This is a genomic window from Pseudomonas sp. BS3782 TE3695, assembly GCF_050435305.1.
Classification (GTDB): domain Bacteria; phylum Pseudomonadota; class Gammaproteobacteria; order Pseudomonadales; family Pseudomonadaceae; genus Aquipseudomonas.
The window spans coordinates 179,326-197,762 of sequence record NZ_JBNDKB010000001.1; the positions used below are offsets into that span (position 1 = coordinate 179,326).

General features: G+C 59.5%; 17 protein-coding genes. 3 read left to right on the plus strand and 14 right to left on the minus strand.

Annotated features, from left to right (window positions below):
* Window positions 1-104: 104 nt before the first annotated feature.
* From ABH909_RS00830 to ABH909_RS00880, 11 genes are all read right to left on the minus strand, one after another.
* Window positions 105-1,394 carry an adenylosuccinate synthase gene (locus ABH909_RS00830; RefSeq protein ID WP_007902666.1) on the minus strand — a complete coding sequence of 430 codons (1,290 nt, stop codon included), beginning with the start codon at window positions 1,392-1,394 and terminating at the stop codon, window positions 105-107.
* A 54-nt stretch (window positions 1,395-1,448) separates the two neighbouring features.
* Entirely contained in the window at window positions 1,449-2,636 is a 1,188-nt protein-coding gene (locus ABH909_RS00835; protein WP_008068877.1) for an ATP phosphoribosyltransferase regulatory subunit, read from the minus strand.
* Window positions 2,637-2,953: 317 nt separating this feature from the next.
* Complete coding sequence (gene hflC / locus ABH909_RS00840; protein WP_429429757.1) at window positions 2,954-3,823, minus strand: protease modulator HflC; 870 nt, start codon at window positions 3,821-3,823, stop codon at window positions 2,954-2,956.
* Window positions 3,823-4,995, minus strand: a complete 1,173-nt coding sequence (gene hflK / locus ABH909_RS00845; RefSeq protein WP_429429759.1) for an FtsH protease activity modulator HflK — start codon at window positions 4,993-4,995, stop codon at window positions 3,823-3,825. The genes hflC and hflK overlap by 1 nt, the downstream gene beginning before the upstream one ends.
* Window positions 4,996-5,091: 96 nt before the next feature.
* Complete coding sequence (gene hflX, locus ABH909_RS00850; RefSeq protein ID WP_008009827.1) at window positions 5,092-6,393, minus strand: ribosome rescue GTPase HflX; 1,302 nt, start codon at window positions 6,391-6,393, stop codon at window positions 5,092-5,094.
* Window positions 6,394-6,405: 12 nt separating this feature from the next.
* Window positions 6,406-6,666, minus strand: coding sequence for an RNA chaperone Hfq (hfq, locus tag ABH909_RS00855; protein ID WP_007902656.1), 261 nt, complete (start codon window positions 6,664-6,666; stop codon window positions 6,406-6,408).
* Window positions 6,667-6,760: 94 nt separating this feature from the next.
* Complete coding sequence (miaA, locus tag ABH909_RS00860) at window positions 6,761-7,732, minus strand: tRNA (adenosine(37)-N6)-dimethylallyltransferase MiaA (protein WP_429429760.1); 972 nt, start codon at window positions 7,730-7,732, stop codon at window positions 6,761-6,763.
* Window positions 7,732-9,642, minus strand: a complete 1,911-nt coding sequence (mutL, locus tag ABH909_RS00865) for a DNA mismatch repair endonuclease MutL (protein ID WP_429429762.1) — start codon at window positions 9,640-9,642, stop codon at window positions 7,732-7,734. Before mutL ends, miaA begins: the two co-directional genes overlap by 1 nt.
* Complete coding sequence (locus tag ABH909_RS00870) at window positions 9,639-11,069, minus strand: N-acetylmuramoyl-L-alanine amidase (RefSeq protein ID WP_429429764.1); 1,431 nt, start codon at window positions 11,067-11,069, stop codon at window positions 9,639-9,641. The genes mutL and ABH909_RS00870 overlap by 4 nt, the downstream gene beginning before the upstream one ends.
* Entirely contained in the window at window positions 11,070-11,540 is a 471-nt protein-coding gene (gene tsaE, locus ABH909_RS00875) for a tRNA (adenosine(37)-N6)-threonylcarbamoyltransferase complex ATPase subunit type 1 TsaE (RefSeq protein WP_429429766.1), read from the minus strand.
* On the minus strand, window positions 11,528-13,027 hold the full coding sequence (locus ABH909_RS00880) for an NAD(P)H-hydrate dehydratase (protein WP_429429768.1): 1,500 nt from the start codon (window positions 13,025-13,027) through the stop codon (window positions 11,528-11,530). The genes tsaE and ABH909_RS00880 overlap by 13 nt, the downstream gene beginning before the upstream one ends.
* Window positions 13,028-13,090: 63 nt before the next feature.
* Here ABH909_RS00880 and queG point away from each other — a divergent pair, with 63 nt between their 5' ends.
* On the plus strand, window positions 13,091-14,179 hold the full coding sequence (queG, locus tag ABH909_RS00885; protein WP_429429770.1) for a tRNA epoxyqueuosine(34) reductase QueG: 1,089 nt from the start codon (window positions 13,091-13,093) through the stop codon (window positions 14,177-14,179).
* Here the strand turns inward: queG and ABH909_RS00890 are convergent.
* The 3 genes from ABH909_RS00890 to orn all read right to left on the minus strand — a co-directional run bounded on the left by ABH909_RS00890 (window position 14,176) and on the right by orn (window position 16,675).
* Window positions 14,176-15,225 (minus strand): Fic family protein, encoded by a 1,050-nt coding sequence (locus tag ABH909_RS00890; RefSeq protein ID WP_429429772.1) that lies wholly within the window; start codon window positions 15,223-15,225, stop codon window positions 14,176-14,178. The genes queG and ABH909_RS00890 overlap by 4 nt on opposite strands.
* A gap of 167 nt (window positions 15,226-15,392) precedes the next feature.
* Complete coding sequence (locus ABH909_RS00895; protein ID WP_030128339.1) at window positions 15,393-16,004, minus strand: trimeric intracellular cation channel family protein; 612 nt, start codon at window positions 16,002-16,004, stop codon at window positions 15,393-15,395.
* Between the two features lie 128 nt (window positions 16,005-16,132).
* A complete protein-coding gene (gene orn, locus ABH909_RS00900) occupies window positions 16,133-16,675 on the minus strand; it encodes an oligoribonuclease (RefSeq protein WP_315866585.1) in 543 nt (180 codons plus the stop codon).
* Between the two features lie 107 nt (window positions 16,676-16,782).
* Here orn and rsgA point away from each other — a divergent pair, with 107 nt between their 5' ends.
* Window positions 16,783-17,814: a small ribosomal subunit biogenesis GTPase RsgA gene (gene rsgA, locus ABH909_RS00905; RefSeq protein ID WP_429429774.1), complete on the plus strand. Its 1,032-nt coding sequence runs from the start codon at window positions 16,783-16,785 to the stop codon at window positions 17,812-17,814.
* 214 nt (window positions 17,815-18,028) lie between these two features.
* The gene (locus ABH909_RS00910) at window positions 18,029-18,436 is read left to right on the plus strand and encodes a TIR domain-containing protein (protein WP_429429776.1); all 408 of its coding nucleotides are present in this window, start codon (window positions 18,029-18,031) and stop codon (window positions 18,434-18,436) included.
* Window position 18,437 lies beyond the last annotated feature (1 nt).

Sequence of the window (18,437 nt, forward strand, 5' to 3'; positions counted from 1 at the left end):
AAACGATGCTTTTTCAATGTTCACAGCAAAGGTCATGCCGTTCGACAGGCATAAACGACAAAGGCCCCAATTAAGGGGCCTTTGTGTTTTACATCAACGACTTATTAAGCGAACGGGTGACGCAGAACGATGGTTTCGTTGCGGTCCGGGCCCGTCGAAATAATGTCGATCGGCGCACCGATCAGCTCTTCAACGCGCTTGATGTAAGCACGGGCGTTAGCTGGCAGTTCTTCCAGAGTTTTGGCACCCACGGTCGACTCTGTCCAGCCCAGCACTTCTTCGTACACCGGCTGCAGACCCATGTAGCTGTCAGCGTCAGTCGGGGCAACGTCCTTACCTTCTGCATCTTTGTAGCCGACGCAGATGTTGATGGTTTCCAGACCGTCGAGTACATCCAGCTTGGTCAGGCAGATGCCCGAGATGCTGTTCACATCGATAGCGCGACGCAGGATAACGGCATCAAACCAGCCACAACGACGAGCACGACCGGTAGTCGCGCCGAACTCGTGACCTTGTTTAGCCAGGTGCGCACCGACTTCGTCGAACAGCTCAGTCGGGAATGGACCCGAACCTACACGTGTGGTGTAAGCCTTGGTGATACCCAGGATGTAGTCCAAGAACATAGGACCAACGCCCGAACCGGTAGCAACGCCGCCAGCGGTGGTGTTAGAGCTGGTCACGTACGGGTAGGTGCCGTGGTCGATGTCCAGCAACGAACCTTGGGCGCCTTCGAACATGATGTCTTTGCCAGCACGACGCAGGTCGTGCAGCTCGGCAGTCACGTCCAGCATCAGCGGCTTGAGCAGTTCAGCGTATTCTTTGCACTCGGCCAGGGTCTTGTCGAAGTCAATGGCTGGTTCTTTGTAGAAACCGACCAACATGAAGTTGTGGTATTCCACCAGTTCACGCAGCTTGGCTTCAAAGCGCGGCATGTTGAGCAGATCACCTACGCGCAGACCGCGACGGGCAACCTTGTCTTCGTAAGCCGGGCCGATGCCGCGACCGGTAGTACCGATCTTCAGCTCGCCACGGGCCTTTTCACGGGCCTGGTCCAGCGCTACGTGGTAGGACAGGATCAGCGGGCAAGACGGGCTGATACGCAGGCGCTCGCGCACCGGCACGCCTTTCTCTTCCAGCTTGATGATTTCCCGCAGCAGGGCGTCGGGTGCAACCACCACGCCGTTACCGATCAGGCACTGCACGCCTTCGCGCAGCACGCCCGACGGAATCAGGTGCAAGACAGTTTTTTCGCCGTCGATCACCAGGGTGTGACCAGCGTTGTGGCCACCTTGGTAGCGCACTACGGCGGCAGCATGTTCGGTCAGCAGATCAACGATCTTGCCTTTGCCCTCATCACCCCATTGGGTGCCCAGGACTACGACATTCTTACCCATAACACTTGTCCTCATTCGCGCAAACTTGGTGCCGGCAGCGGCCGGCAGGAAAACTCAAGAAGCCAGCGGCAATACTTGCCAAAGCCCGTTCTGCTGAATCAATTGCCGGTCGCAGTCCGCTTCACGGGCGGCGGCCAAAAGCTGCCCAGGCAATGCCTGAACGACACGCTGACCCTCACTGCGCAACTGGCAAACCTGCTGCCAGAGTGCTGCATCTGTACTGTCAGGCATCCAGATACCGCCAGACGGTAGCTCGATTTCAGCACGCCCCAGGGTCACCAGGGTTTTCAAATCGGTAGAGAAACCAGTCGCCGGACGGGCACGACCGAAGTCGGCGCCGATGTCGTCGTAACGACCGCCCTGAGCAATGGACTGGCCAACCCCGGGTACGAACACGGCGAACACTACACCAGTGTGATAGTGGTAGCCGCGCAACTCGCCCAGGTCGAAATACAGCGGTAATTCCGGGAAACGCGTGGACAGACGTTCGGCAATTGCCAGCAAATCGTCCAGGGCCGCCAGCACGGGCGCCGGCGCATTGGCCAGACGCTCACGCGCTGCGCTCAACACCTCACGACCGCCACACAGGTCGACCAGCGCTCGCAGCATGCCCGACAGATCGGCAGGCAGGCCTTCGGTCAAGGTAATGACCTCGTCGATGGCTTTACGTTGCAACGCATCGAACAACTGTTGCTCGACTTCACCGGATAAACCGGCGGCGCGGGCCAGGCCGCGGTAGATGCCGACATGGCCGAGGTCCATGTGCACATCCGGCACATCGGCCAGTTGCAGCATGGCCAGCATCAGGCTGATGACTTCCACGTCGCTGCTCGGGCTGGCATCGCCGTACAACTCGGCGCCCAGTTGAATGGGGCTGCGCGAGGACGACAAGGCACGTGGCTGAGCGTGCAGCACGCTACCTGCATAGCACAGACGGCTCGGGCCTTCGCGACGCAGGGTGTGCGCATCGATGCGCGCCACTTGCGGCGTGATGTCGGCGCGGAAACCCATCTGCCGGCCCGACTGCGGGTCGATGACCTTGAAGGTACGCAGATCGAGGTCCGAGCCCGCGCCGGTCAGCAGGGATTCCAGGTACTCGATATGGGGAGTCACGACAAACTCGTAACCCCAGCTCTGGAACAGATCCAACACCTGGCGACGCGCTATTTCGATGCGCGCAGCTTCTGGTGGCAGTACTTCTTCGATGCCATCTGGCAGCAGCCAGCGGTCTACCGTTGCCATTACGCCATTCCCCTATGATCCGGGCGACAAGCCTTTGGGCGAGCCTTGAGTGAAGCAGAAAATGATCGGCCCATGCACACAAACCGCGCGCATGGACAACGGGGCGAAAAGCCTGAAACCGGCTTCGCCAACCACTTTCCTCGAAAAACCAGTCGAGTCATTCAACTCGGGTGCCTGCATAAAAACAGCAATCAAACGTGCAGACGCAAAAAAGCCGGGAATTTCCCGGCTGCCGCATCATACACACGTTTTCCCAAAGGATCACCCCGCCCGAGGTTTTAGCCGCCAGGCGGGGGATGATTCAGGTCAACGCCGTATCAAGGCTTGGCTTTTTCCAGGTATCGGAAGAAGTCGCTGCCCGGGTCCAGGACCATGACGTCGGATTTGTTCGCGAAGCTCTCACGGTAGGCACGCAGGCTACGGTAGAACGCGTAGAACTCCTGATCCTGACCGTAGGCCCTGGAGTAGATCGCAGCAGCCTGGGCATCACCATCACCGCGAACCTCTTCAGATTCACGATAGGCTTCAGCCAGCAGCACACGGCGTTGACGGTCGGCGTCGGCACGGATGCCTTCAGCCAGCTCGTTACCCTTGGCGCGGTGCTCGCGAGCCTCACGCTCACGCTCGGTGCTCATACGTTCGAACACGCTGCGGTTCACTTCCTTCGGCAGGTCGATGGTTTTGACCCGGACATCGACAACTTCGATGCCCAGCTCTTTTTCCGCCATCTTGTTCAGCGAATTGGTGATGTCAGCCATCAGCGCATCACGCTCACCGGACACGACTTCGTGCAGGGTGCGCTTACCGAACTGGTCACGCAGGCCCGATTCCAGACGACGGGAAAGACGCTCGTCGGCAATCTGCTTGAGGCCGGAAGTCGCGGTGTAGAAGCGCTCGGCATCTTTCACGCGCCACTTGGCGTAGGCATCGACCATTACGGCTTTCTTTTCCAGCGTCAGGAAGCGTTGTGTCGGTGCATCCAGTGTCATCAGGCGCGCGTCGAATTTGCGCACCTTGTTCACGTAAGGCACTTTCACATGCAGGCCCGGCTGAACATCGGCCTGGACCACGCGACCGAACTGCAGCATCACCGCGCGCTCGGTCTGAGCCACGATGTAGAAGCAGTTCCAGGCAACGATCGCCACGACGACGCCGATAATAAGGGCGATCAGCGATTTATTGCTCATCAGCGACTCTCCCTGGTACGTGCTTGCTGTTGCTGCAGATCTGCTGCCGCACGCGCATTCACTTCATTGCTGCTGGCTGCCGCACCGGTCACCGGAGCGCCGGGGCTGCGACCACTGTCGATCATCTTGTCCAGCGGCAAGTACAGCAGATTGTTCTGGCCATCCTTGTTGCCGGTCACGAGAACCTTGCTGGTGTTGCTGAAGATTTCCTGCATGGTGTCCAGATACAGACGCTGGCGGGTGACTTCAGGGGCCTTGCGATACTCGGCCACCAGCTTGGTGAAGCGATCGGCCTCACCCTTGGCGCGGGAGACGGTCTCGTCGCGGTAACCGTTGGCATCCTCGAGGATGCGCTGGGCCTGACCACGGGCTTCCGGCACGACGCCGTTGGCGTAGGTTTCAGCCTGGTTTCGCGAACGCTGCTCGTCTTCACGGGCGCGGATCACGTCATCGAAGGCTTCCTGGACTTCACGCGGTGCAGCTGCGCTCTGTACGTTGACCTGGGTAACGGTGATACCGGTGCGATAGGTATCGAGGAAACGTTGCAGACGCTCCTTGATTTCGCTGGCCATCAACTCACGACCTTCGGTCAGTACCTGATCCATGGCAGTAGAACCCACCACGTGACGCAAGGCACTGTCGGTCGCATGCTGCAGGCTGATTTCCGGCTGATCGACGTTCAACACGAAGTCTTGCAGGTTGCTGATCTTGTACTGCACGGTCAGCGGCACTTCGACGATGTTTTCGTCTTCAGTCAGCATTTGACCCTGCTTGGTATAGGCACGCTCACGCGTGACGTTTTCCATGTACTTGCGATCGATCGGCGGGAAATAGATGTTCAGGCCCGGGCCGACGGTTTCATAGTATTTGCCGAAGCGCAGCACTACGGCTTGCTCCTGCTCGTCGACCACGTAGACAGCGCTGTACAGCCACACAGCCGCCAGCACGAGCAGGCCGATGCCGAGCAGGCCGCCGAAGCCGCCACTCTTGCCCGGGCGACCGCCCTCGTCACCGCGTTTTCTACCACCACCGAACAACCCGTTCAGGCTTTCCTGCAGCTTTCGGAAGGCCTCGTCGAGATCCGGTGGTCCCTTGCGGTCGCCGTTATTGCGGCGCTTGCCACCCCAAGGATCCTGATTATTCGAGTTGCCACCCGGCTCATTCCAAGCCATAGCGCTCTCCATCTGATAAAGCAAAGACGCACCCACGGCGCGCCGACCAATGCTACAGAATGCCTGTCACCGCGGCACAACCGCTTTCTCAGGCTTTTATTGCAAAGTGTGTTGCTCGATGAATTCCATCGGCTGCAGACCTTCGCGGCTCACGAGTCGATTCAGTTCGATCCGTGGCAAGCGAACGGCCAGCAAGCTGATGCCTTCTTCGTCGTGTTCTTCTTTTTGCACCGCACCGAGTTCGAAAAACTGCGCACGCAGTCGAGCGAAACGTTGCGGCAAACGCAAGGTGCCAACAAACAAATCACTGCCTAACAGTTCGGCCACGGCCTGCTTGAGCAGGTCAAGACCGGTACCGTCCTTGGCCGACAACCAGACCCGCTGAGGTTTGCCATCGGCATCGCGCTGGATCTGCGGCTCAACACCCTCGAGCAAATCGAGTTTGTTGTATACCTCAAGGATCGGCAAGTCTTGTGCCCCAATCTCCCCTAGCACCACCATGACCTGTTCGATCTGGGCCATACGCTCAGGCTCATGTGCATCGATCACATGCAGGAGCAGGTCGGAGTTGCTCGATTCTTCGAGCGTAGCCCGAAATGCCTCGACCAGTTTGTGCGGCAGGTGGCGAATGAAGCCTACGGTGTCGGCCAGCACGATCGGCCCGAGGTCATCGAGTTCGAGCCGGCGTAAGGTCGGGTCGAGGGTCGCGAATAACTGGTCGGCGGCGAAGACGTCGGAATCGGTGACCGAGTTGAACAGCGTCGATTTGCCGGCATTGGTGTAACCCACCAGTGAAACCGTCGGGATGTCAGCCCGTTTGCGCCCGCGACGCGATTGCTCGCGCTGGCTGCGGACCTTTTCCAGGCGCCCCTTGATCTGCCGCAGGCGAACCCGCAACAGGCGCCGGTCGGTTTCCAGCTGGGTTTCACCCGGGCCGCGCAGACCGATACCGCCCTTCTGCCGCTCAAGGTGAGTCCAGCCACGAACCAGCCGCGTACTCATGTGTTCAAGCTGGGCCAGTTCAACCTGGAGCTTGCCTTCATGGGTGCGGGCGCGTTGGGCGAAGATATCGAGAATCAAACCCGTGCGGTCAATCACGCGGCACTCGAAAATACGTTCGAGGTTACGTTCCTGACTGGGCGTGAGGATGTGATTGAAAATCACCAGATCGACCTGTTCGGCGCTGACCAGGTCGCGTAACTCTTCGACCTTGCCGCTGCTGATCAGGGTTTTGGCGGTTGGCCGATGACGCGGCACGTTAAAAAACGCGACGGTCTCGGCGCCTGCCGAAATTGCCAACTCCTGAAACTCCTGCGGATCTTCGCGCGCCTCAGGGTCCTGACCATCCAAGTGAACGAGAATTGCCCGTTCACCACCACCGTGGCGCTCAAAGAACAAAGGAGACTCCTATCAGGCGTTACCTGGCTCAGCGTCACCTGCTTCGGATTCGGTTGCGCTAGGCAGACGAATTGGACGAACCGGCACCACTGTAGAGATAGCGTGTTTGTAAACCATTTGGCTAACGGTGTTTTTCAGCAGGATAACGAACTGGTCGAAAGACTCGATCGTGCCTTGCAGTTTGATCCCGTTGACCAGGTAGATGGAAACCCCCACTTTCTCTTTACGTAAAGTATTCAAGTAAGGGTCTTGTAGCGAATGCCCTTTTGACATGTGCCGCACTCCTTTAAGGATTCAATATAAAAAATAGGTAAACAGATGGCTTGGGGCCGTCACACCCCCAAGGATAGACGGCAATTGCAAGGACTCAGCTCAATATGGAGATGGTCCCAAGGTATTTCAAGGCGCGCGGCAGATTGTCGCAATCGAGGCTGTCCAGCCAGTGTAGATCAGCCCAACTGCGTAGCCAGGTGAACTGGCGCTTTGCCAATTGGCGCGTGGCAATGATTCCACGCTCCTGCATCTCGGCTTGCGTCAGCTTGCCATCCAGGTAATCCCAGACTTGTCGATAACCTACAGCACGTATAGACGGCATTCCCGAATGCAGGTCACCTCTATCTCGCAGGGCTACGACCTCGTCGATGAATCCCTGTTCCAACATATTTGTGAATCTTTGTTTAATGCGCTCGTGCAGTACCTGGCGATTTGCCGGGGCGATAGCCAAGTTCGCGACAGTATAGGGCAATTGTTGCAGTCCCGAAGCGGCTGCTTCAGTACTTTGCGCAGATTGTCGCAAGCGTAGCTCAGTCATGCTCTGACCACTGATGCGATAAACTTCCAGTGCGCGACTGAGGCGCTGCGGATCGTTCGGATGAATTCGCGCCGCGGATTGCGGATCGATCACCGCCAATTGATCGTGCAGGGCTTGCCAGCCAAGGCGTGCAGCCTCTTCTTCGATTTGCGCGCGCACCTGAGGATCGGCCGCCGGCATGTCGGCCAGACCTTCGAGCAAAGCCTTGTAGTAGAGCATTGTGCCGCCTACCAGCAGCGGAATTTTGCCCCGCGCGGTGATCTCGGCCATGGCCTCGAGCGCATCGTGGCGAAAATCGGCAGCCGAATAACTGTCGGCCGGGTCCAGAATATCGATCAACCGATGGGGAAATTCGGCCAATAACTCTTTCGACGGTTTGGCGGTGCCAATGTCCATGCCACGGTAAACCAGCGCTGAATCGACGCTGACCAGCTCGCAGGGCAGGACCTTGGTGAGCTCGATGGCCAGGTCGGTCTTGCCCGCAGCCGTCGGCCCCATCAGGAAAATCGCAGGAGGAAATTGGCTCATCAACGACCGCGCAAAAACAGTTTGTCCAGATCGTCCAGGCCCAATTGGGTCCAGGTTGGTCGGCCATGGTTGCATTGACCGCTGCGTTCGGTGTTTTCCATGTCCCGCAGCAGACCATTCATTTCCGGCAGGGCCAGACGCCGATTCGCGCGAACCGCGCCATGGCAGGCCATGGTGCCGAGCAGTTCGTTCAGGTGGGCCTGAATCCGGTCGCTGGTGCCGTATTCCATCAAATCCGCCAGAACGTCGCTGACCAGCCGATTGGCTTCAGCCTGTTTCAGCAACGCGGGAATTTGCCGGATGGCCAGGGTTTCCGGGCCCAAACGCTGCAATTCAAAGCCCAGTCGCTGGAACCAGGCGACGTGTTCCTCAGCGCAATCGGCTTCGCGCTGGCTGACCGCAAGGGACTCCGGCACCAACAGCGGCTGACCACTCAGACCTTCGCTGGCCATGGCGATTTTCAGGCGTTCGTACATGATCCGCTCATGGGCGGCGTGCATGTCCACCAGCACCAGGCCCTGGGCGTTTTCCGAAAGAATATAGATGCCCTTGAGTTGCGCCAACGCATAGCCCAGTGGCGGAATGTCGTCCTGCCCGGCCGGCAGCGCGACCGCGTTGGCTTCGGGCAACGGCGCGAAGAACTCACGGTAGGCCGCTTGAGCTTCGGCGACGGGCACGCCGGACTGAGGCCGCGGCGAGTACTGATATTGATAACCGGCGCCAGCGCCGGAGCCAGCCGGCGTGTTGAATGACGGTTGGGGCTGCGGTTGTTCCAGCAGCGCATTGGCCGCCAGACGCATTTCGCCCTGCGGACCGAACTCACCGGCGTCGAGCCCGGTGGGCCGGACAATGGCCGTCGCAACAGGCGCAGCCAGATGATCTTCCGGGCGCACATCGCCGAGAGCGCGGTGCAAAGTGCCATAGAGGAAATCGTGAACCATGCGCCCGTCACGGAAGCGCACTTCGTGCTTGGTCGGGTGCACGTTGACGTCGACGCCCGCCGGATCGACTTCGAAAAACAGCACGAACGTCGGGTGCCGACCGTTGAACAGCACGTCGCGATAAGCCTGGCGCACCGCGTGGGCCACCAGCTTGTCGCGCACCGCGCGGCCATTCACAAAGAAGTACTGCAAGTCCGCCTGACTGCGGTTGAAGGTCGGCAACCCGACCCAACCCCACAAATGCAGGCCATTTCGCTCGATTTCGATCGGCAGCGCCTGCTCCAGAAAACCCGCCCCGCAAATTGCCGCCACACGCCGGGCGCGGGCCGCGTCATCGTGGGCTTCGTGCAGGCTGAGGATGGTTTTGCCGTTGTGGCGCAGGTGGAACGCCACGTCGAACCGCGCCAGCGCCAGACGCTTGATCACTTCTTGCAGGTGATCGAATTCGGTTTTTTCGGTCTTGAGAAACTTGCGGCGCGCTGGCGTATTGAAGAACAAATCGCGCACTTCCACCGAAGTCCCCACCGGATGGGCCGCCGGTTGCACCCGCGGTGCCATGTCCCGACCTTCGGTTTCCACCTGCCAGGCCTGATCGGCATCGCGAGTGCGGGACGTCAGGGTCAGACGCGCCACGGAGCTGATAGACGCCAGCGCCTCACCACGAAACCCCAGGCTCATCACCTGCTCAAGGTCTTCCAGGTTACGAATCTTGCTGGTGGCGTGACGGGCCAGGGCCAGGGGCAGGTCATCGGCAGAAATGCCGCTGCCATCGTCGCGCACCCGCAGCAGCTTGACGCCGCCCTGCTCCACGTCGACATCAATGCGTTTGGCACCGGAGTCGAGGCTGTTCTCCAGCAACTCCTTGATCACCGAGGCCGGGCGTTCAACCACTTCACCGGCGGCAATCTGGTTCGCCAGCCGCGGGCTGAGCAGCTCGATGCGCGCAGTGTTGGTCAGCACCTGGTTCATTCTTTGGCCGCCAGTTCAGTGCCGGGAATGGTCAATGTCTGACCAATCTTCAGCTCATCGCTCCTGAGATTGTTGGCACTGCGCAAAGTGGCCGGAGACACTTGATAGCGCACGGCAATCATCGCCAGGGTTTCGCCGGGATTGACGCGATGATCACGGGGGCCCTGGGCGATTTTGCCGGAATCGCGCAGCCAGGCAATGTAGGTGCCCGGCGGTGGATTCTGCTGGAAGAACTGCCGCACGCCGCTGCTGATAGAACGCGCCAGCGCTTGCTGATGGTTCGCGGCAGTAAGCTTGGACGCTTCGTTGGCATTGGAGATGAACCCGGTTTCCACCAGGATCGACGGGATGTCCGGCGACTTCAGCACCATGAACCCGGCTTGCTCCACGCGCTGTTTGTGCAGCGGCGTGACGCGACCGATGTTGCTCAAGACTTTCTGGCCAACGTTGAGGCTGGACGTCAGGGAAGCGGTCATCGACAAATCGAGCAGCACGCCGGCCAGCATGCGGTCCTTGTCATCGAGGCTGACGTTGCCGGCACCGCCGATCAAGTCGGAACGGTTTTCGCTGTCGGCCAGCCAACGGGCGGTCTCCGACGTCGCGCCACGGTCAGACAAGGCGAACACCGAGGCACCGAACGCAGCAGCCGAAGGTGCGGCGTCAGCGTGGATGGAAACGAATAGATCGGCGCCCTTCTTGCGGGCAATTTCGGTACGACCACGCAACGGAATGAAGTAATCACCTGTACGCGTCAGTTCGGCGCGGAAGCCTTTCATGCCATTGACCTGACGCTGCAGTTCACGGGCGATGGCCAGCACCACGTCTTTTTCACGCTGACCGCGAGAGCCCGAGGCGCCGGGGTCTTCGCCACCGTGGCCGGCATCGATCACCACAATGATGTCGCGCTTGCCGGCGGGGGCAGGTGGCAATTTGATCGAAGGTTCTGAGGGTGCGACAGGGACCGCGGGCAACGTCGCCACAGACGGGGTTGGCGCAGGCGGTGGCGCGGCATCGGCCGCATTGTCGAACAGATCGACGACCAGGCGATTGCCGTATTGGGCATTCGGCGCCAAGGTGAAGCTTTTTGGTGTGACAGTTTTTTTCAGGTCGATGACCACCCGCAGGTCGGTCGGCGTTCGTTGAGCCGAGCGCATTGCGGTGATCGGAGTGTTCGAGGTGTTGACGTTCAGCGGCGCCCCCAGGGATGCGCCATTGATGTCGATCACCAGACGATCCGGTGCGGTCAGGGTAAAGACGCTGTGCTGGACAGGCCCTGTCAGGTCAAACACCAGTCGCGTGTTGTCCGGCGCCCGCCACAAGCGAACACTGTTGACCTTCGTCTCGGCCACAGCGTCGACGGTCACCGCCAGAAACAACAATCCTACGGCAGCAACCAACGCGCGAAAGCGCATACCTAACCCCATCATTTATTTGGATTCCAATGCCAAAGCGGCACACCACAACTCGCCACGCGAGCCCTGTGGCGAAATTTTCAGCGAACGCCCGCTGTCTTGCGGGCTAATGGTAATGGTCAGGTCGGGCTTTGGCAAAAAGCCTGCACCCTTCTGGGGCCATTCGATCAGGCACAGCGCATCGTCTTCGAAGTAATCGCGGATACCAAGGAACTCCAGCTCCTCCGGATCGACCAGTCGATACAGGTCGAAATGGAAAGCGCGGATGTCGCCGATCTCGTAGGGCTCGACCAAGGTGAACGTCGGACTTTTTACCGCGCCTGTATGTCCCAGGCCACGGATAATGCCCCGGGACAACGTGGTTTTCCCCGCCCCCAAATCCCCTTCGAGAAAAATCAGACCGTGCCCTCCAGTGGTTTGTGCGATGCGCGCACCAAATGCGGTCATCGCCTCTTCATCAGCCAGGTACAGGGTTACTTCAGACACGGTGCTTGCTCCTCCAACAACTGACGAATGGCTGGAATCAGATCACTGGCCGCCAGCCCGCGGCCGAATTTACCTTGTTGCTCACCGGCATTGGCGTGCAACCAGACCGCCAGGCATGCCGCGTCGTACGCGTCCATGCCTTGAGCGAGCAAGGCGCCGACCAGACCGGCCAGCACATCGCCCAAACCGGCAGATGCCATGGCCGGATGGCCCTGATGACACAGCGCCAGACGCCCGTCGGGGCTGGCGATCAGGCTGCCGGCGCCTTTGAGCACCACGACAGCTGTATATTTTTTGCTCAATGCATGGGCTGCGGCCGGACGATCGGCTTGAACTTCGGCCGTCGACAGCCCCAACAATCGCGCCGCCTCGCCAGGGTGCGGCGTGATAACACAATGGGCGGGCAAATTCACGCCACCTTCGGCCAGCAGGTTCAACGCATCGGCGTCCCAGACTTGCGGCAGCGGCGCATTGGACGCGGCCGACAACAGACTGCGCCCCCAGGCCGCCTGCCCCAGCCCTGGGCCGACGACCAGCACCGTGACCTTCTCAAGCAGCCCCATCAATTGATTGGCCGACGAAACGCCAAGCACCATCGCTTCCGGCAACCGCGCCAATGCAGCGGGAACATGCTCACTGCGAGTGGCCACCGACACCATGCCGGCGCCGCTGCGCAGGGTGCTTTGAGCGCTGAGCAGGATGGCGCCGCCAAAACCGCGATCACCGCCGATCAGCAATACGTGGCCAAATTTGCCTTTATGGGATGTTGGAGCACGATGGGCCAGGCGCGGCACATTATCGGCCGTCAGGCGACGAGCGTTGATCGTGGCCCCGATAAACGTCTCGGGGGCAACTTGCAGATCATTGAAGACCAAATCGCCAACCACATCCGCAGCGTCACCGGTGAACAGGCCCAGCTTCAAGCCGATGAATGTCACCGTGAGGTCCGCTCGAACCGCCATGCCGAGCTGGCGCCCCGTATCGGCGCACAACCCCGAGGGGATATCCACCGCTGCAACCGGTAGCCCACTGGCATTGATCGCGGCAATGACACTGGCGTATGGCTCGCGCACTTCACCGGTCAGGCCGGTGCCGAGCAAGGCATCCAGCACAATGCCACGCAATTCTGAATGCGCATTCCAGTCTTGAATCGCGACGCCTTCGGCTACTGCCTCGGCATGGGCCGCAGCGGCATCGCCCTGCAAACGCCCGGGATCCCCGGCGGCCAGCACCCGCACGTGCCAACCGGCACGTCGGGCCAACACGGCCACCAGGTAACCGTCGCCCGCATTATTGCCGTGGCCGGCCACCACGCTCAATTCGTGGGCCGTGGGCCAATGACGGACCAGCGCACGCCAGGTCGCCCGCGCCGCACGCTGCATCAATTCGAAGCCCGGTGTACCGGCCGCAATCAGGCTCGCATCGAGCCCTCGGACTTGCGCGGCGCTATACAGCGCGTCGGGTAATTCATCTTTAGTGTGCGGCATGCGTCTTCAGGCTCCGATGTCTGGCAGAATTATACGCACCTCAGCTCCGGTTTCTCTCGCCTCATGCCCGCTATTACTACAGACCTGTCCGCCCTCGCCCAATCCATCAAGGATTGGGGCCGCGAGCTGGGCTTTCAGCAAGTCGGCATCAGCGGCCTGGACCTGGCCGAGCATGAGCAGTACCTGGAGCGCTGGCTCGAAGCCGGCTACCACGGCGAAATGGAATATATGGGCGCCCATGGCAGCAAACGTTCGCACCCGGAAGAACTGGTGCCGGGCACCTTGCGAGTCGTTTCCCTGCGCATGGACTACCTGCCGGGCGACACCGAAATGGCCAAACGCCTGGCCCAACCGGAAAAAGCCTACGTCTCGCGTTATGCATTGGGTCGCGATTACCACAAATTGATCCGTAAACGCGTGCAGCAACTGGCGGAAAAAATTCAGGCGGTGATCGGCCCGTTTGGCTACCGCGCCTTTGTCGACAGCGCCCCGGTGCTGGAAAAAGCCATCGCCGAACAGGCCGGCCTGGGCTGGATCGGCAAAAACACGCTGGTCTTGAATCGCAAGGCCGGCAGCTACTTCTTCCTCAGCGAACTGTTCGTCGACCTGCCGCTGCCGGTCGACCCGCCCCACGCCACCGAGCACTGCGGCCGCTGCTCCGCCTGTCTGGACATCTGCCCGACCAACGCCTTCGTCGGTCCGTATGTACTGGACGCCCGACGCTGCATTTCGTACCTGACCATCGAACTGAAAAGTGCGATCCCTGAAGATTTGCGGCCGCTGATCGGCAATCGGGTGTTCGGTTGCGATGACTGTCAAATCGTCTGCCCGTGGAACCGCTTCGCCCGACCTTCCGGCGAAAGCGATTTCAAACCCCGGCACAATCTGGACAACGCCGAACTGGCCGAACTGTTCATGTGGGACGAAGAGAAGTTCCTCAGCAGCACCGAGGGTTCACCGCTCAGGCGCGCGGGTTATGAGCGCTGGCTGCGAAACCTGGCGGTTGGCCTGGGGAACGCGCCGTCGAGCATTCCGGTGCTGGAAGCGTTGAAGGCTCGCAAGGATTACCCGTCGGAGTTAGTGCGAGAGCATGTGGAGTGGGCGTTGAAACAACATGAGCGGCGCGCTGGCAACGATGGGACGAGCCCTTAGCGATGCAAGTTTATCCACTTGGCACTGCGCCCCTTCCCAGTCGACTCAATTAACCCTTCAGCTTTCAATGAACGCAAAACCATACGCACAGTGTCTCGACTCACGCCAGGGCAAGCCTCTTCAAGCTCAGTAATCGAAAACGGTAGGGTGCGCTTCAATGCCTCAACTCGAACTCGATCGCTTTTGCCTCCATGACGCTTTTCGATCTTACCGACACGCTCCTCAAACTCCTTGTAAGCGCGAAGTAGCGCGCCCCAGAAATAGTTGAGCCATGGCTGAACATCGTGCCTGCCTTCATGCCAACCTTGAGAGCTGACCTCAAGTGTTTCGTAATAGCTTTCCTTTGAGTCCTCGAAGATCCGTTCAAGACTGATAAAACGGCCTACGCGATAATCAAACTGGTAAAGCAACAACAAAGTAAGCAGTCGAGCTACACGCCCGTTGCCATCCGAGAAAGGGTGTATGCAGAGAAAGTCGAGAACACTCAGCGGGACCAATACGAGCGGGTCTGCCAGATTCTGATCCAGTGCTCTGCGGTACTGCATGACCATATCGACCATTGCAATGGGTGTCAGATGTGCAGCTACCGGCTGAAAGCGAACACGCGAACTGCCGTCCGGATGGCGCTCGATGATGTCATTGTTCGTTGCTTTCCACTCCCCGCCATCCTGTGGCAGATAGCGATAAAGCATGCCATGCAACTGCCGAATGACGCCCTCGGAGAATGGCATCCCCTCTGCCGCCTCATGGATAAGAGAAAGCGCATCGCGGTAACCCGCAACTTCTTGCTCAGAGCGACTTTTCGGGTCTGCATTTTTGATAATCAACGACTTCAACCGACTTGGTGAAACAACCACTCCCTCCAATCGGTTCGATGACTCTGCGGACTCGATGACTGCAAGCTGCTTCAGGTCCTGGAGAATTTCTGGGGACTGGGAAACGAACAATTGTTGCTTGCCACGGTACTCACCGAGAGCCCGCAACGTCGCGACCTGCGATCCGTTATAGCGAAGTGTTGAGAGAAATTCAGGAGTAAGTGACCGCATAGCTGTTTTTCCTGCCAAATAGGGTAACCCAGAACAAAATAGGGTAATTCAATAACAAACTGCCCTATTTATGAACTTTTTACCCTATTTCCACTGAGTGACCTAAATGACTTCCTCGACAGGATATTTCGAAGCACGCATTTATCCGATCATACATTCCGCTGAAATCAAGCCTCGTCGTTATAAACGAACTTGGGCATTTCCCAATGGAAACGGATCGCCAGCAAGCGCAGCAGGAAGCCGCCGAACAGGGTGATCAGAATCGCCTGTTCACCAGGTAATTGCAGGTAGATACAAAGCAGGTAGCACCATGCCGCGGCAAACGAGACGCTGGCGTAGAGTTCGCGGCGGAAGATCAGTGGGATGTCGTTGCAGAAAATATCCCGCAGGATGCCGCCAAATACGCCGGTGATCACACCGCTGACCGAGGCCACCAGCATGCCGTGGCCCATTTCCAGGGCTGTCATGCAACCGATCAGGGTAAACGCCACCAGACCCACCGCGTCGAGCACCAGAAACAGCGAACGCAGGTGGCGCATCCAGCGGGCGATGAAGATCGTCAACATTGCCGCGACGGAGGTTAGCACCAGGTACTCCGGGTGCTTGACCCAGGTCAGCGGGTAGTGGCCGAGCAGCACGTCACGCACCGAACCACCGCCCAGCGCCGTGACGCACGCGATCAGCACCACACCAAACCAGTCCATGCCGCGGCGTCCCGCCGACAGGGCACCCGTCATGGCTTCGGCAGTGATGGCGATCAGATAGAGCATCAGCAACATGGTGGCGGTCCTGGCAGAAAGGCGCGCAGTCTACTCACTTCACCGAAGCACCAAAAGAGGGCAGCTACACAACTTCCTGTAGGAGCTGCCGAAGGCAGCTCCTACAGAGGGAGGACCGTGGCGCGCAATCAGAACTTGATGAAGTTCTTGCGGTAGTGCTGCAGCTCGGCGATCGATTCGCGGATGTCATCCAGCGCCAGGTGAGTGCTGCCCTTTTTGAAGCTGTCGCGTACGTCTGGCGCCCAGCGCGCGGCCAGCTCTTTAAGGGTCGACACGTCGAGGTTGCGGTAGTGGAAGTAGCTTTCCAGCGATTTCATATGGGTATAAAGGAAGCGACGGTCCTGGCAGATGCTGTTGCCACAGATCGGCGACTTGCCCTTTGGCACCCATTTTTCCAGGAAGGCGATGGTCTCGGCTTCGGCTTCGGCCATGCTGATGCGGCTGTCGCGAACACGCTGGGTCAGCCCAGAGCCGCCGTGCTGACGGGTATTCCACTCGTCCATACCGGCGAGGATCTCGTCGCTGTGATGAATGGCGATCACCGGACCTTCGGCCAGGGTGTTCAAATCACTGTCGGTAACGATAGTGGCCATCTCGATGATGACGTCGGTATCAGGGTTCAGACCGGTCATTTCCAGGTCGATCCAGATCAGGTTCAGCGGGTTTTGCATGAGTCGGCTCCTCGGCGTAGATGCGCAGTTTAGCCTAGGGAGGCCACCGGGCGTGCTAAACTCGCGGCCGTTTTACCTAATCGCTGCATTCTCGATACGGAACACCCATGGCCAAACGCCAACTCAATCGTCGTCAAAACTGGCGCATCGAAAAGATTCAGGGCGAGCGCGCTGCCCGCGCCGCCAAACGCGAGTCCTCGGCTGTCGAGGCACTCGAAGGCGGCGACCTGGGCCCGGAACAGACGGGCCTGGTGATCGCGCACTTCGGTGTACAGGTCGAAGTCGAGGCCCTCGATGGCGAATTGGCTGGCCAGGTGTTCCGCTGCCATTTGCGCGCCAACCTGCCAGCGCTGGTGACCGGCGATCAGGTGGTGTGGCGTGCCGGCAACCAGGGCATCGGCGTGATCGTGGCGCAACTGCCACGTAAAACCGAACTCTGCCGTCCCGACAGCCGCGGCCAGCTCAAGCCGGTAGCGGCCAACGTCGACCTGATCGTGATCGTCTTCGCGCCGCTGCCCGAGCCTCACGCCAACCTGATCGACCGTTATCTGGTCGCTGCGGAACACGCCGGTATTCGGCCGTTACTGCTGCTGAACAAATTCGACTTGATCGACGAGCAGAACGCCCCGGCGCTGAATGCCTTGCTGGCGGTTTACCGCACGCTGGGTTACCCGGTGCTCGAAGTGTCGGCCCACCACGGCAATGGCATGGAGCAGCTGCAGAAGCAGCTGGACGGGCACATCAGCGTGTTCGTCGGCCAATCCGGCGTCGGCAAGTCGTCGCTGGTCAACAGCCTGCTGCCGGAAGTCGATACCCGCGTCGGCCCGCTGTCCGAGCTGTCGGGCCAAGGCACCCACACCACCACCACCGCGCGGTTGTTCCACTTCCCCGGTGGCGGTGAGCTGATCGACTCCCCGGGTATCCGCGAATTCGGCCTGGGTCACGTCAGCCGTGCCGACGTCGAAGCCGGCTTCATCGAGTTCAACGAACTGATCGGCACCTGCCGCTTCCGCGACTGCAAGCACGACCGCGAGCCGGGTTGCGCCTTGCTCAAGGCTCTTGAAGAAGGCCGCGTGCAGCAGCAGCGGATGAACAGCTACCGCTCGATCATCGCCAGTTTGCCTGAAAGCAGCTATTAAACAGACGTGCCAACCGCCCCTGACTATTACGGGGCGGTAGGTCGTTCGTGGCGTCCTACAAAAACTCCCTCAGTTAAACGTCAGACCTCTCTGTAAGGTTTCTTCGCGCCAGCCTGAAGGACGCTTCTCTTTAACCGCCAAGGCCTTGTTGCGGCCACTCAAGTGCATACATTCGAACCCTCATCGCATTTCTGGCGATACCGAGGGGACAGCCATGCAAACCTATCATTTGTTCATCAGTCACTCGTGGAACCACTCAGACGCCCACGACAATCTGGTCCGCTTGCTCAATGCAAAACCCGGCTTCACGTTCAAGAATTTTTCGGTGCCACCGGACAACCCGATCATCGGCGCGAAAACCGACAAACAACTTGAAGAAGCCATCGAAAACAAGATTCGGCTCTGCTCGGCAGTGCTGATCATGGCAGGGATGTATTCGACCTACAGCAAGTGGATCAACAAGGAAATCGAGATCGCCAAGCGCATGAACAAGGTGATTATCGCGGTCAAGCCGTTTGGCGCCGAACGGATTTCCACGGTGGTACGCCGGGCGGCGCATGCGGAGTGTGCGTGGAACACCAACAGCATCATCGATGCCATTCGCACTCACGCGGCGGGCTGAA